The sequence below is a fragment of the Sporosarcina sp. SAFN-015 genome (assembly GCF_059415085.1).
This window is the reverse complement of record NZ_JBPFDR010000005.1, coordinates 35,008-48,323: the sequence shown is the minus strand read 5'-3', so window position 1 is coordinate 48,323 and position 13,316 is coordinate 35,008. Positions and strand designations below refer to the sequence as shown.

The window sequence follows — 13,316 nt, the reverse complement described above, 5'->3', positions numbered from 1 at the left end:
TCCACACGCTCAAGGTGCAAAATGGCGGAATCCCCCCGTAGACATATGATATGATGGGAAATATTCATCTACGAACGGAAAAGAGGGATACTATGATTCAAATTGGATTGACGGGTTGGGGCGACCATCCGGATGTTTACTCGCCGACTTCGAAGAAAAATGAAAGGTTGATTGATTACAGCTCCCATTTTCCAATCGTTGAGCTAGACGCATCTTTTTATGCCATTCAGCCTGAGCGCAATATTCGAAAATGGATTAACGAAACACCTGATGACTTTCAATTTATCGTAAAAGCATATCAAGGAATGACGGGACATCAGCGTGGAAAGCTGCCGTATGATACTCCCGAAGAAATGTTTCAGCAGTTCAAGCTTTCTATTGATCCGATGAGGGCTGCTGGCAAGCTTGCTATGATTCTCGTACAATTTCCTCCTTGGTTTGATTGCAAACGTGAAAATGTAGACCAAATTAGATACATACGCAGTCAACTGGAAGGATACGATGTAGCAATCGAGTTTCGCCACCAATCATGGTACGATTCATCCATGCGGGAAGGTACACTTACATTCCTGAAGGATTTGGATTTCATACACACCGTTTGTGATGAACCGCAATCTGGAGATGGCAGTGTTCCGCTCGTTGCCGAAACAACTCGCAGCGATAAAGTATTCGTCCGTCTGCACGGCAGGAATGTGAATGGCTGGCGAAATACAACAGGAGATAATGAAGCGTGGAGAAAAGTTCGCTATCTTTATAATTATTCTGACAGTGAATTGGCGGAAATTCTTCAAGTTGTCAATAAATTAAAGAAAGAATCGAAAGATGTATTTATCATCTTCAATAATAATTCTGGTGGCCATGCAGCTGAGAACGCCAAACGTTTTCAAAAAATGATGGGTATTGACTTCCAGGCACTTGCACCTAAGCAGCTTGACTTTTTTGAGGAGGAATGAGCATGGCATATTTATTGTTGGCGATTATTGGTGCAATATCCGGCATTATGGGATCGATTGTTGGCCTAGGAGGCGGTACGATACTCGTGCCGCTGACGTTATTAGTTGGAATCGACCTCGGTTGGATTCCGGGTATAACACCGCAAAGCGTAGTTGGAATTTCAGTCATCATGATGATTTTCAATGGTCTTTCATCCACTATTTCGCATATGAAAGGGAAGACAGTCGACTTCCGGACAGGTTGGATATTTTTCGCAGGTTCCATACCCGGCTTAATGATTGGAGCGTTTGTAAATAAAGGGATCGATCTGCCTTCATTTAATCTATACTTCGGCATTTTGCTTATTGTTCTATCTATCCTTTTACTGGCGCGTAAATATTTGAAACCAATCAAGTGGTTTGTCGAGCACGGCAAACAGAGGACATTTATCGATACAAATGGAGATACTCATGTGTATGGGTACCCGATCTGGTTCGCCCTTATTCTGACATTCCTTATCGGATTCACTTCGGGGCTATTCGGCATCGGAGGAGGCACGATGATTGTACCTGCGCTTATCCTATTGTTTTTGTTCCCGCCGCATGTCGCAGTTGGTACATCGATGTTCATCGTCTTCCTGTCAGCAATCGTGAACTCTGCCACCCATATTTCTTTAGGGCATGTGCCTTGGCTTTATGCGCTTCCGGTTATTCCAGGTGCTTATATCGGCGGTATGATCGGGACGAAGCTTAATAAGAAGATGAATTCGGATACATTGGTTCTCGTGTTGCGGCTCATGCTGTTATTATTCGGGGTAAGATCAATCATTGAGGGGATTTGGGGTTGAGTCATGAAACGCCAAGTAGAAACAATCCATTTTTATCATACGAATGATATTCATAGTCACTTTGACAGCTGGCCAAAGATTAACAGATATCTTCTTTCCAAAAGGCAACAGCATGAAATGGGAGGAGAGGCATGCTACATTTTCGACATAGGAGACCATGTCGACCGATCTCACCCATTTACGGAAGGGACGTTCGGTAAAGGGAATGTCGCATTGCTGAACAGTGCTGGATATGACGCGGTAACAATCGGCAACAATGAAGGAATTACGATGTCCAAAAAAGCGTTAAACAGCCTTTATGAGGGAGCGGATTTTGATGTCGTCCTATGCAATTTATCAGAGACAGATGGATCATTCCCGAAATGGCTGGTGCCTTATAAAATATATAGCACGGAGCAAGGCATAACCATTGGAGTCGTTGGCGCAACAGCGATGTATACGGCGTTTTATGAGAAATTAGGATGGCATATCGAAGAGCCAAAAAGATTACTGAAAAAAATCGCCGACCAAATCAGGCATAAAACAGATATCATTGTTTGCCTTTCGCATTTAGGTGTACATGAAGATAGATTTCTCGCGGAACAATGCGATTCCATCGACGTTATTTTAGGTGCGCATACCCATCATTTATTCCCAGAAGGAGAATTGGTGAATCATACATTGCTAGCCGCTACAGGTAAATTTGGCGAATACGTAGGACATATTGCCATCCAATTAGATATGGATACAAGGAAGGTTATCGGGAAAAAAGCGGAAGTTATCCATATGAATGAGTTGGAAAGTCACGAAGAAGATATACAGGAAGCGAATGAATTTATCCAAGCTGGGAATGAAGCGTTGGATGAAAAAGTGTTCTTCAATGCAAGCCCGCTAAAACAACAGCTTTTTGTAGATAGTCCGATGTCATCATTTTTCGGAAGAGCATTAATCGATTATACGGGTGCGGAATGTGCCATGTTCAATGCAGGTATTTTCCTAGGGAGCCTTGAACAGGGATGGGTGACAAAAAGGATGGTACACTCTTTGCTGCCGCATCCGATCAATCCTTGTACAATAACGTTGGACGGTGCAGAGCTGCTGGAAGTTTACAAACTAGCAGGCAATGAATCATGGCCAGAGACGGAAATTAAAGGGCTCGGATTCCGCGGTACGTTCATGGGCAAAATGATTTTTGAAAGGTTATTCAGGAAAAGTGATGGAGAACTGTATGCCGGCAATCGAAAAGTGGTCGTCGGCCAAACCTACACACTTGCAACACTCGATATGTTTACATTCGGCTTCTTCTTCCCTGGATTGAAAGATGCGGTTAAAGAATATCATATGCCTGAATTGATCCGGGATGTCTTCATTTGGTATGGAATGAAAAAGGATAGCCGAAACAGATCCGAGACAAATCAAGCCAACTTTACACAAGAATGAACGGCCCCTTTCCTGCATAATATTAGGCAGGAGGGGTCGTTTTGAGATTTTATGGGCAACCGTCCCGAAATTATAGAAAAAGGAACAGATATCGTCGTTCCAGTCCTAATGGCAAACCTCGTCGAAAGCGCCGTTTGTTGCCACTCATCTTTCCAGCATTCCTCGTAACAATCGCTCTATTTCTATATTTTGTAAACTCAAAACTCACTCCGATTTATCTGCAATATGCGGAAGTTGAAACGGAGAGGATTGCGGCGCATGTTATTACACAGGCGATTAAATCACGATCTACGGACATTTACGATGTGAATGAAATCATCGAAAATGTACCGAATGATTCACCTGGAATGGTGACCAATACATTGAATGCTGAAATCATTAACAAATCGAGGGCAGAGATACATAGCCTTGTGGAGGCTTATCTCAAAATGGCCGAGAGCGGAAATCTAGAAATGCTGCCTCTTAGTGAAAACATCGAATATGATCCTGATGCGATGGAGGCTGACGGTGGTGTCGTCTTCTTCGTTCCGATGGGGCAAGCAACAGGTATCCCGATGATCGGAAATTTTGGTCCGAAAATCCCAATTCGATTTCATGTTATCGGGGAAGCGCAGACGACTGTCGAGACGGGTATTACAGAGTTTGGCATTAACAACGCAATGGTGGAAGTGAATATTTTAGTGACGGTGAATGTCCAAATCATCGTCCCTTTGGCAACGCGTAGAAGTGTTGTGGAGCAGAAAATACCTGTAGCAATCGGATTGATTCAAAGCCCGATTCCTCAAATTTACAATCGGAGCGGCGACAATCCTCCTCAAATAGAAGTTCCATTTCCAATCGTAGGCGGTGGGGAATAAGCGCTTGAAATAACAATGAGTACCTGTTATGCTAGTAGCCTATAGAGGAACACCGATTAGGTAGAGGCTGCAAGGCTTATTAGTAGTGGACGCGAGATTGGCATCAAAGACCGCCCATGAAAGGAAGTTTTGCCGAAGCTTGGAATGGAAGGCCGACCATCCATGCTGGGGTCATTTCGAACAGGAATGGCACTGTCATGTGCTTAATGCATGATGAGCTACAGATCGTACGTTAGATAAAACATCTTAGATTATCTTACAAACGAACCGTAGAATACGCCGACACCTATTACACATTCTAGTGTAAAGGGTGTCGGTTTTTTACGTTTAGCTCGTGGTGGCATACTAGCCGCCATCCACATTTGGTCTGTTCTTCAATAAATCAATTATTGGAGGAATGTTTAAATGATAGGCACTTGGGTTTCAATTTTGCCGCCAATCGTGGCAATTGTTATGGTATTGACGACAAAAAGGGTACTCTTATCCCTTGGAGCGGGAATTGTAACAGCAGCATTATTAGTTGCTAGTTTTTCCCCGTTCGATACATTGCAAAATCTTTGGACTGCGATGACCGTGTCCTTCTGGTCTGAAGGGGAATTGAATACGTATAATATTTTTATAATGGTTTTCATCTTGCTTCTAGGAGTTATAACGGCGTTTGTCAGTTTGTCCGGCGGCAGCAGGGCTTTTGCTGAATGGGCAATCAAGCGAATAAAGACAAGAAGAGGGGCTAAGCTGCTCACAGTTTTCATTGGTATTCTAATTTTTGTGGATGATTATTTCAATTCTTTGGCAGTAGGACAAATTGCAAGGCCGATTACAGACCGACATCGCATTTCACGGGCGAAATTGGCCTATTTTATCGATTCTACATCCGCTCCAATTTGTGTAATTTCGCCGATTTCGAGCTGGGGTGCATTTCTCATCGGCCAATTGGCACTTATTTTTGGTACATCTGCCGCAATTAGCTATTCTCCACTATCTGCGTTTCTCATGATGGCACCGATGAATTTTTACGTTATTGCCACATTGGCAATGGTATTTTTCTTTGCTTGGACAAATATCGATTATTTTGACATGAGAAAACATGAGATGCGTGCTCAAGAGAAAGGGGAGCTTTTTGATCCAGAAAAAGAGATTCCGGGACAATTAAAAGAAGATTTTCCAGTTCATTCTTATGGACGTGTCATTGATTTGATTGCACCGATTATTACACTTGTCGTCGTTACATTAAGCATGATGGTTTGGACAGGTTATCGTATCGGTGGATCATCGAGTATTTGGACGATTTTTGAAAATACAGATGTTCCCTTGTCATTAGTAGTAGGAGGCCTTGCGGGCACAGTTTTGGCATCAATCCTGTACATTTCCCAAATGGGTAAAAACGAGACCGCTACCTATAGCCTTATTGGAAAAGCGTTCATTAGTGGAGTTAAAGCAATGATGCCTGCGATTCTCATCCTGATTTTCGCATGGGGATTAACAGACTTGATCGACGTATTGGAAACAGGTCCATTCTTATCAAGTGTCGTGGAACAGTCTAATGTGCCCGTTCACTTTTTGCCGGTCATTATGTTTGTTCTTGCTGGCCTAATGGCGTTTTCAACAGGAACTTCTTGGGGGTCTTTCGGTATCCTTCTTCCGATTGCCGGTACGATTATGATCAATGCAGAACCGGAATTGCTTCTACCTGCATTGTCCGCCGTATTGGCTGGGGCTGTGTTCGGGGATCATTGTTCACCGATTTCAGATACGACCATTCTTTCATCAACCGGTGCTGGGTCCAACCATATGGATCACGTGTCGACACAGCTTCCGTACGCTTTAATTTCAGCCGGCATTGCCGTGATCGGCTACTTAATTCTAGGCGTTACAGGATCGGTTTGGATTGGTCTTGTCGCGGTTATCATTTTAATCGCTAGTTTGTTCACCATATGGATTTCGAGACGGAATAAAGCTGAAGTGAAAGCAACTTCTGTCTAATACATTGCGAACCGCCACAACCACTAAATAAATAGTGGATGTGGCGGTTTTTTATTGAATCGAAGTATAAACCTTGCCTTTCAATCATAAATTTTCACTACAAGAGCGTTTTCAGAATCTTGTGTCGAAGAAAAAAGTCATATATCAAAATACATATTCTACCTATAAAAAACATTTTGACAATAGTAGTTAAGATAGATATACTAACTTTAAGATTATATAATAATCTGAAAAAATAATATTATAGAACAATAGGAAAGGGGAATTGTAATGGAACAGCGTTCGCAATGGGGGACACGCGCCGGCTTTATTCTAGCGGCTGTTGGATCGGCTGTCGGTTTGGGAAATATCTGGCGTTTTCCATACGTCGCGTACGAAAACGGCGGAGGGGCATTTTTTATACCGTACTTATTTGCACTATTGACCGCCGGTATTCCGATTTTGATTATGGAATTCACGATAGGTCATAAGTATCGTGGTTCAGCGCCTTTATCATTCTTCAGGATGAAAGGGAAAAAGGCAGAGTGGATCGGATGGTGGGGGATATTCGTTTCGTTTGTCATTTCAACGTACTATGCAGTTATTATAGCTTGGGCGATGAAGTACACGATCTATTCCTTCAATATGGCTTGGGGGGATGATACAGGAGGATTCCTATTCGGCAATGTTCTGAACTTGGCGGATAATCCAGGGGAAGTCGGTGGACTCGTTCCAGGAGTGCTAATCCCGCTCATCTTAGTTTGGGCAATCGCTATCACTATTTTATTAGCAGGAGTCAAACGGGGAATTGAAATGGCGAATCGGATTTTCATTCCTACACTCGTCGTTGTGTTTCTTCTTGTCGTCATTCGGGCAATTACTCTCGACGGAGCAGTTCTCGGGCTCGAAGCGTTCTTCAAGCCGGATTTAAGTAAACTGGCGAATCCAACTGTATGGGTAGCGGCTTATGGACATATTTTCTTCAGTCTTTCGATAGCTTTTGCCATTATGATCACATACTCAAGTTACTTGCCTAGAAAATCCGATTTAACAAACAACGCTTTTATTACAGGCTTTGCTAATTCAGGTTTTGAATTACTTGCAGGAATCGGAGTTTTCGCAGCTCTAGGCTTCATGGCAGCACAAGCGGACACATCGGTTGCAGAAGTTGCTTCGGCAGGTGTAGGACTCGCTTTTGTCGTATTCCCGAAAATTATTAATGAAATGCCTGGGATGAACGGTCTATTCGGAGCATTGTTCTTCCTGTCGCTTGTCCTTGCGGGTCTAACATCACTTATCTCGATCTGTGAGACATATATCGCTGGTCTGTCGGAAAAATTCAATATTTCTAGAACGAAATCCGTATTATTTGGTGTTGGACTTGCGGCGATAATTTCATTACTTTTCGCTACGCGGGGAGGTTTGTATTTCCTCGATACGGCAGACTACTTTATTAACCAATTCGGAGTCGCTGCAATCGGTTTGGTCGAAGTCGTTTTAATCGCTTGGGTCTTCAGAAAGCTTCGCGTTTTCGAATCACATGCGAATGAAATCTCGGATATACGAGTCGGTATGTGGTGGAAAATTTGTTTAGGTGCTATCACTCCAATTGTCCTTGGCTATATGATGGTAGGCTTACTACGCACCAATATTATGAAATTGCATGAAACTGACAATGGAAACTACGAAGGATATCCAGATGCGTTCATTATGTCAAGCGGTTGGATGGTTGCATTATTCGCTATAGCTATGGCGATTATCTTTACGATACTCAAATGGAACAAAAAAACAATGGAATCAACAGATTATGATAATCGATAAGGAGGATTCGCTATGAGCGGTGGAGCTATTTTTATGATGATTGTCGGAATCCTCGTTATTTGGGGAGGATTGGCCGGTAGTATATTTTGGGCAATTTCTAAATCGAAAAGTAGAGCCTGAATCTATTTGAAGTGAAACAACTTATAAGGAAAGCGCCTATTCCACGGCGCTTTCTATTCTTTTTTACTACTTTTTTTATTGGCTATCAATAGTTGTTGGATGTCAGAATATATGTTACATTGACAGAAGGTGATAAAAGCAAAACAAGCAAATAGATTGGAGTCGGTTATCGTGTCATGCAGATCAGAGATAGGGAAAAAGACAGAACATGTTCGTAAGCCCGATTGGCTTAAAATTAAATTGAACACGAACGAAAACTATACAGACTTGAAAAAATTGATGCGCGAAAAAAACTTACATACCGTCTGTGAAGAAGCTCGTTGTCCAAATATCCACGAATGCTGGGGCGAACGTCGCACGGCTACATTCATGATTCTTGGCGCAGTTTGTACTCGCGCTTGCCGTTTCTGCGCCGTGAAAACCGGATTACCGAATGAGCTTGACTTAGCTGAGCCTGAGCGCGTTGCAGATTCCGTTTCTCTCATGAACTTGAAACATGTTGTAGTTACAGCAGTGGCGAGAGATGACTTAAAAGACGGAGGATCGGCAGTATTTGCTGAAACAATCCGTGCCATCCGACGCAAAAACCCATTTACAACCGTTGAAGTGTTGCCGTCTGACATGGGAGGGGATTATGATAATCTCGAACGTTTGATGGACGCAAAGCCGGATATTTTAAATCATAATATTGAAACGGTGCGCAGATTGACACCTCGGGTCCGTGCACGCGCGACATATGAGCGTTCATTGGAACTTCTTCTTCGTGCAAAGGAATTGCATCCGGAAATCCCTACGAAGTCCTCGTTGATGCTTGGACTTGGTGAGACAGTGGATGAAATCATTGAAACGATGGACGATTTGCGTGCCCATAAAGTGGACATTATGACAATCGGCCAATATTTGCAACCAACTAAAAAACACTTGAAAGTCCAAAAATATTATACGCCTCAGGAATTTGCAGAGCTTCGTAAAATTGCAATGTCAAAAGGCTTTTCACATTGTGAAGCAGGTCCGTTGGTACGTTCAAGCTACCATGCTGACGAACAGGTTAATGCCGCGGCAAAAGAAAAACAGCGTATTGGGGACGAACTCTTAGAGTCAACAGTACATAGCTAAAATGGCGGTGATAAGTTTGGTAATAATAAATAATTATGAGTATGAAATCATTACGGATTACCGGAATGGTTTTAATGAAGAAGCATTAGTTGCGAGATTCAGCGATGTGCTTTCTAAATATGACTATATTTTAGGCGATTGGGGTTACGGTCAGCTTCGGCTGAAAGGTTTTTACGAGGATCGTAATTCCAAGGCGACATACGAATCGAAAATTAGTACATTGCAGGATTATCTATATGAATACTGCAATTTCGGTTGTGCCTACTTTGTCCTTCAAAAAGTAGGAAGAGTAAAAGTGCAGCCTGTCGAACAAGAATAAAATGGATGAACCGCCTCGTACACGGGTAACTGTGTACAAGGCGGTTCATTCGTGTGTTCAATATGATATGATGAAGAGGAGTTTAGACTACCGGGAGGGAACAATTTTGTACTTTATCGATCGTCAAAAAATCAATGAAACACTCGCGTATATGGAAAGCCTTCTCGCTTTATTTGAAGGGCATCAAAAATGGAATGAAAGTAAAGTTCAAGCTTTAGCGCTTGAAAGGATTGCACATACGATTGTCGAATCAATCATTGATGTCGGCAATTCAATGATTGACGGCTTTATTATGCGTGATCCGGGAAGCTACGACGATATTATCGACATTATGGAAGATGAAAAAGTAATTACAGCTGAAATGGCGGAGCCGTTGAAAAAAGTGATCGGACTCCGGAAAATGATTGTTCGGGAATTTGTCGATGTTGACAATGACGAGATCGAATCGGTTTTGAACGAAGCAAAAGAAGAGATTAAAGCATTTCCAATAAAGGTGAGACATTATTTGGAGAACGAACTAGGTCCTGTATCCGCCTTCAGTCCGCTGGAGCAGTAATGATGGATCACTATAAAGCGGTTTGTTTTGACCTGGATGGGACTGTCTATCGAGGCAATGAAGTGATTCCGGAAGCTTCCGCTTTGATTCAAGAACTTCAGCGGAATGGCATCGAACCTTATTATGTAACGAATAATTCTTCTCTCACGGCAAGACAGTTTCAGATTAAGTTACTTCAAATGGGGATTAGGACAGAGCCGGATCAAATTATGACATCTGCAATTGCATCCGCGAAATATTGCAAAGAACAATTCGAAGGTGCTTCTATTATGATGATCGGTGAAGAAGGGCTTGAACAAGCTCTTCTTTCTGAAGGGTTCCAGCTGACTGAACAAAATCCTGACGTCGTCGTCATCGGAATCGATCGTAGCATTACATATGAAAAGCTCGCTGCCGCCAGTTTGGCGATTCGCGCAGGGGCGCATTTTTTAGCGACAAACGGAGATCGGGCATTCCCGACAGAAAGAGGTCTCGTCCCGGGAAATGGATCATTTGTGAAACTTTTGGAATCGACAACGGACCGCAATGCCATCTATGTCGGAAAACCGGAGCCGCATATGCTGCATTTCATTCAGCAAAAAGGGTATAGAAAAGACGAGATGATCATGATTGGAGACAATTATGAAACAGACATTCAAGCAGGGATCCGCTTTGGAATCGATACGATTCATGTAGAAGGCGGTGTGACAAGCTTGGAGACGGTAAAGAAGCAGACGGAGCTTCCGACATATCTGTACAAAAGCCTCGCGGATTGGAAATAATCAAAAGCGCATGGAGCTGTACGACAAAAAGAACCGTAATAAAAGTTTACGGTTCTTTCGTCTAGCTCTATGCGCCATTCGCTTTTGGATTTAGAATAACGGGTTCTCTTCTATGTACTGATAGATCTGTTCCGTCAATTCATCAGGTGTCTCAGCTTCGACGACTTCACCGTTGACGAGTGCATATAATCCTTCAGCACATTTTGTGCAATAACTGAGACAACCATATTCTAATACATCTATATTCGGATCCTTTTCCAACGCTTCCAATGTTTTCTGTGAACCGTTTGCAAGATTGCTCATACAGAATTCTACGATCGGATTCACGACGATCACCTCACCTACTTGGCATGCTACTCTTATTTTCACCTGCCGTCAAATAGGATGTCTTATTGTGAAACTTCTCACAAACTGGTATAATTGCGATGGGAATATATCGGAAAATTGATTGGCAAAGGAGAAAGCTATGAGAAAACTAGTGTTATTAGGTGCAGGCTACGGGAATATGCGTATTTTGCTTCGTCTACTCAACAAAGAATTGCCCGCCGATCTGGAAATCACATTAATTGACAGGACACCATTCCATAGTCTTAAAACAGAATTCTATGCACTTGCAGCTGGAACAGCGCCGGATTCGGACATCCGGGTCGCGTTACCTGCACATGAAAAGCTAAAGGTCGTTGAAGGGGAAATTGCAGAAATTAAATTGAAAGACAAGGCGATTGCTCTTAAAAATGGCGACGAAATTACGTATGACGAGCTAGTGATCGGACTTGGCTGCGAAGATAATTACCACGACGTACCGGGTGCTGCTGAATATACGAGCAGCATACAGACGATTGGACAGTCGCGTGCAACGTACAAGCTGCTTCAAGGCCTTGGAGGCGGTGCGACGGTCGGAATTGTTGGCGCAGGACTGAGTGGAATTGAACTAGCGAGTGAATTGCGTGAAAGCCGGCCAGACTTGAAAATTAAATTATTCGATCGGGGACCGCGTATCCTAAAAGATTTCCCTGAAAGACTAAGTAATTATGTTAAAGATTGGTTCGACAAACATGATGTAGAAGTCGTCTCCAACTCGAACATTACGAGAGTCGAAGAGAATGTTTTGTATAATCACGAAGACGAAATCCATGTCGATGCCGTTGTATGGACTGCAGGCATCCAGCCGGTAGCCATCGCTCGTGAAATGGATGTGGAAACAAACAGGGGACGCATTGTGCTGAACCAATACCACCAAATTCCAGGATATGAAGATGCTTACGTAGTTGGTGACATCGCAGACCTTCCTCATGCGCCGAGCGCCCAGCTCGCGGAGGAACAGGCAGAACAGATTGTCCGTGTGCTCCGTCTCGTATGGAATAACGAACCTCTGCCAAATGAGATGCCCGAAATCAAGCTCAAAGGTTTCATGGGCTCTTTAGGAAAGAAGCAAGGCTTCGCTTATCTAGCAGACCGCACTGTGACAGGACGGATAGCAAGACTACTGAAATCAGGTGTGCTTTGGATGTATAAGTGGCATAATGGATAATAGTAAAAAACCTTTTCCAATTAATGGAAAAGGTTTTTCGTTCTCAGTTAACTACATTTATTATCAATCATAATATTACGCTGGAATGTATCCGTGCTTTTCCAATTCGTTGAATACCGGTTTCAGCTGAATATAGCCTTCGCCAATGACTTCATTCTCGATGATGACAAGCGGATAGAAATATTCGTCATTCCTCACTTGCTCTGCAATGTCTTTCTTTTTCGGATCTTCGATGTCCGATTCGATATCGATATATTCAATATCAAAAGGTTGGCCCGGATATTTCCTCCCAATTGCTGCTTGCAGCCACTCATATGTATCTTTTGAAGAAGGAGCATTCACACAGCTTGCGCATATAATATCGGCTCCATAAATTTCGATTTTCACTTTGTGTTTCTCCATGAATATGACCCCTTTCAATTCTCTATTGGATTTTTTCCGTAATCCAGTTTATAATAAGTATAATGAAAGGAGAGAAATAATACAATGACAGATACAGCTATGATGGAACCTGTACAAGAAGTTTTAAATAAATTACGCCCTTTCCTCCTGCGTGACGGAGGAGACTGTGAGTTAGTCGATATCGAAGAGGGAGTTGTCAAGCTTCGTCTCTTAGGTGCATGCGGTACATGCCCAAGTTCAACGATCACTTTGAAAGCGGGTATCGAAAGAGCTTTGCTTGAAGAAGTGCCTGGAGTCGTGGAAGTTGAACAAGTATTCTAATTGAAAAAGGGACTGCCCGGAAAGAATTCACGGGCAGTCTTTTTTGTTCATTTTAAAAATGGCGCGTCCAAAGCAAGCGGTTCCGCGTCCAAAACGAGGTGCTTGGCGTCCAAAGCAAACGGTTGCGCGTCCAAAACGAGGTGCTTGGCGTCCAAAGCAAGCGGTTGCGCGTCCAAAACGAGGTGCTTGGCGTCCAAAGCAAGCGGTTCCGCGTCCAAAACGAGGTGCTTGGCGTCCAAAGCAAAGCAATCCGCGTCCAAAGCGAGGTGCTTGCCGTCCAAAGCAAGCGGTTCCGCGTCCAAAACGAGGTGCTTGGCGTCCAAAGCAAACGGTTGCGCGTCCAAAACGAGG

Annotated in this window: 16 protein-coding genes and 1 riboswitch; of the genes, 13 read left to right on the top strand and 3 right to left on the bottom strand. The window is 43.1% G+C overall.

Annotation, left to right across the window (positions count from 1 at the left end; all coding sequences use genetic code 11):
• Window positions 1–92 precede the first annotated feature (92 nt).
• The 11 genes from ACR65H_RS10405 to ACR65H_RS10355 all read left to right on the top strand — a co-directional run bounded on the left by ACR65H_RS10405 (window position 93) and on the right by ACR65H_RS10355 (window position 10,711).
• Window positions 93–953, top strand: coding sequence for a DUF72 domain-containing protein (locus ACR65H_RS10405; RefSeq protein ID WP_440500164.1), 861 nt, complete (start codon window positions 93–95; stop codon window positions 951–953).
• A gap of 2 nt (window positions 954–955) precedes the next feature.
• Entirely contained in the window at window positions 956–1,780 is an 825-nt protein-coding gene (locus tag ACR65H_RS10400) for a sulfite exporter TauE/SafE family protein (protein ID WP_440500163.1), read from the top strand.
• Between the two features lie 3 nt (window positions 1,781–1,783).
• Window positions 1,784–3,199 carry a bifunctional metallophosphatase/5'-nucleotidase gene (locus ACR65H_RS10395; protein WP_440500162.1) on the top strand — a complete coding sequence of 472 codons (1,416 nt, stop codon included), beginning with the start codon at window positions 1,784–1,786 and terminating at the stop codon, window positions 3,197–3,199.
• A gap of 41 nt (window positions 3,200–3,240) precedes the next feature.
• Window positions 3,241–4,056, top strand: a complete 816-nt coding sequence (gene yunB, locus ACR65H_RS10390) for a sporulation protein YunB (RefSeq protein WP_440500161.1) — start codon at window positions 3,241–3,243, stop codon at window positions 4,054–4,056.
• Window positions 4,057–4,109: 53 nt separating this feature from the next.
• Window positions 4,110–4,285: riboswitch (Lysine riboswitch) on the top strand.
• Window positions 4,286–4,461: 176 nt separating this feature from the next.
• A complete protein-coding gene (locus ACR65H_RS10385) occupies window positions 4,462–6,039 on the top strand; it encodes a Na+/H+ antiporter NhaC family protein (RefSeq protein ID WP_440500160.1) in 1,578 nt (525 codons plus the stop codon).
• 270 nt (window positions 6,040–6,309) lie between these two features.
• The gene (locus ACR65H_RS10380; RefSeq protein WP_440500159.1) at window positions 6,310–7,839 is read left to right on the top strand and encodes a sodium-dependent transporter; all 1,530 of its coding nucleotides are present in this window, start codon (window positions 6,310–6,312) and stop codon (window positions 7,837–7,839) included.
• 12 nt (window positions 7,840–7,851) lie between these two features.
• On the top strand, window positions 7,852–7,959 hold the full coding sequence (locus ACR65H_RS10375) for a methionine/alanine import family NSS transporter small subunit (protein WP_440500158.1): 108 nt from the start codon (window positions 7,852–7,854) through the stop codon (window positions 7,957–7,959).
• Window positions 7,960–8,148: 189 nt separating this feature from the next.
• On the top strand, window positions 8,149–9,075 hold the full coding sequence (lipA, locus tag ACR65H_RS10370) for a lipoyl synthase (protein ID WP_440500384.1): 927 nt from the start codon (window positions 8,149–8,151) through the stop codon (window positions 9,073–9,075).
• Between the two features lie 16 nt (window positions 9,076–9,091).
• Entirely contained in the window at window positions 9,092–9,394 is a 303-nt protein-coding gene (locus ACR65H_RS10365; RefSeq protein WP_440500157.1) for a YutD family protein, read from the top strand.
• 106 nt (window positions 9,395–9,500) lie between these two features.
• Entirely contained in the window at window positions 9,501–9,950 is a 450-nt protein-coding gene (locus ACR65H_RS10360; RefSeq protein WP_440500156.1) for a DUF86 domain-containing protein, read from the top strand.
• A gap of 2 nt (window positions 9,951–9,952) precedes the next feature.
• Window positions 9,953–10,711: a TIGR01457 family HAD-type hydrolase gene (locus ACR65H_RS10355; RefSeq protein WP_440500155.1), complete on the top strand. Its 759-nt coding sequence runs from the start codon at window positions 9,953–9,955 to the stop codon at window positions 10,709–10,711.
• 90 nt (window positions 10,712–10,801) lie between these two features.
• Here the strand turns inward: ACR65H_RS10355 and ACR65H_RS10350 are convergent, their stop codons facing one another.
• On the bottom strand, window positions 10,802–11,038 hold the full coding sequence (locus ACR65H_RS10350) for a YuzB family protein (protein WP_440500154.1): 237 nt from the start codon (window positions 11,036–11,038) through the stop codon (window positions 10,802–10,804).
• Window positions 11,039–11,177: 139 nt separating this feature from the next.
• On the opposite strand from ACR65H_RS10350, the gene ACR65H_RS10345 reads away from it, so the two are divergent.
• Window positions 11,178–12,242, top strand: coding sequence for an NAD(P)/FAD-dependent oxidoreductase (locus ACR65H_RS10345; RefSeq protein WP_440500153.1), 1,065 nt, complete (start codon window positions 11,178–11,180; stop codon window positions 12,240–12,242).
• Between the two features lie 75 nt (window positions 12,243–12,317).
• Here ACR65H_RS10345 and ACR65H_RS10340 read toward each other — a convergent pair whose 3' ends face one another.
• A complete protein-coding gene (locus tag ACR65H_RS10340; RefSeq protein WP_440500152.1) occupies window positions 12,318–12,644 on the bottom strand; it encodes a YuzD family protein in 327 nt (108 codons plus the stop codon).
• A gap of 84 nt (window positions 12,645–12,728) precedes the next feature.
• On the opposite strand from ACR65H_RS10340, the gene ACR65H_RS10335 reads away from it, so the two are divergent.
• Window positions 12,729–12,965: a NifU family protein gene (locus ACR65H_RS10335; RefSeq protein WP_060210554.1), complete on the top strand. Its 237-nt coding sequence runs from the start codon at window positions 12,729–12,731 to the stop codon at window positions 12,963–12,965.
• A 47-nt stretch (window positions 12,966–13,012) separates the two neighbouring features.
• Here the strand turns inward: ACR65H_RS10335 and ACR65H_RS10330 are convergent.
• Window positions 13,013–13,316: hypothetical protein (locus ACR65H_RS10330; protein WP_440500151.1), on the bottom strand; the 304-nt coding region annotated here is incomplete at its 5' end.

Excerpts from the sequence above, each read along its gene's own strand:
- ACR65H_RS10400 (WP_440500163.1), top strand. The coding sequence starts at position 956 with ATGGCATATTTATTGTTGGCGATTATTGGTGCAATATCCGGCATTATG.
- ACR65H_RS10405 (WP_440500164.1), top strand. The coding sequence starts at position 93 with ATGATTCAAATTGGATTGACGGGTTGGGGCGACCATCCGGATGTTTAC.
- ACR65H_RS10335 (WP_060210554.1), top strand. The coding sequence starts at position 12,729 with ATGACAGATACAGCTATGATGGAACCTGTACAAGAAGTTTTAAATAAA.
- ACR65H_RS10345 (WP_440500153.1), top strand. The coding sequence starts at position 11,178 with ATGAGAAAACTAGTGTTATTAGGTGCAGGCTACGGGAATATGCGTATT.
- ACR65H_RS10340 (WP_440500152.1), bottom strand. The coding sequence starts at position 12,644 with ATGGAGAAACACAAAGTGAAAATCGAAATTTATGGAGCCGATATTATA.
- ACR65H_RS10375 (WP_440500158.1), top strand. The coding sequence starts at position 7,852 with ATGAGCGGTGGAGCTATTTTTATGATGATTGTCGGAATCCTCGTTATT.
- ACR65H_RS10395 (WP_440500162.1), top strand. The coding sequence starts at position 1,784 with ATGAAACGCCAAGTAGAAACAATCCATTTTTATCATACGAATGATATT.
- ACR65H_RS10355 (WP_440500155.1), top strand. The coding sequence starts at position 9,953 with ATGGATCACTATAAAGCGGTTTGTTTTGACCTGGATGGGACTGTCTAT.
- ACR65H_RS10385 (WP_440500160.1), top strand. The coding sequence starts at position 4,462 with ATGATAGGCACTTGGGTTTCAATTTTGCCGCCAATCGTGGCAATTGTT.
- ACR65H_RS10380 (WP_440500159.1), top strand. The coding sequence starts at position 6,310 with ATGGAACAGCGTTCGCAATGGGGGACACGCGCCGGCTTTATTCTAGCG.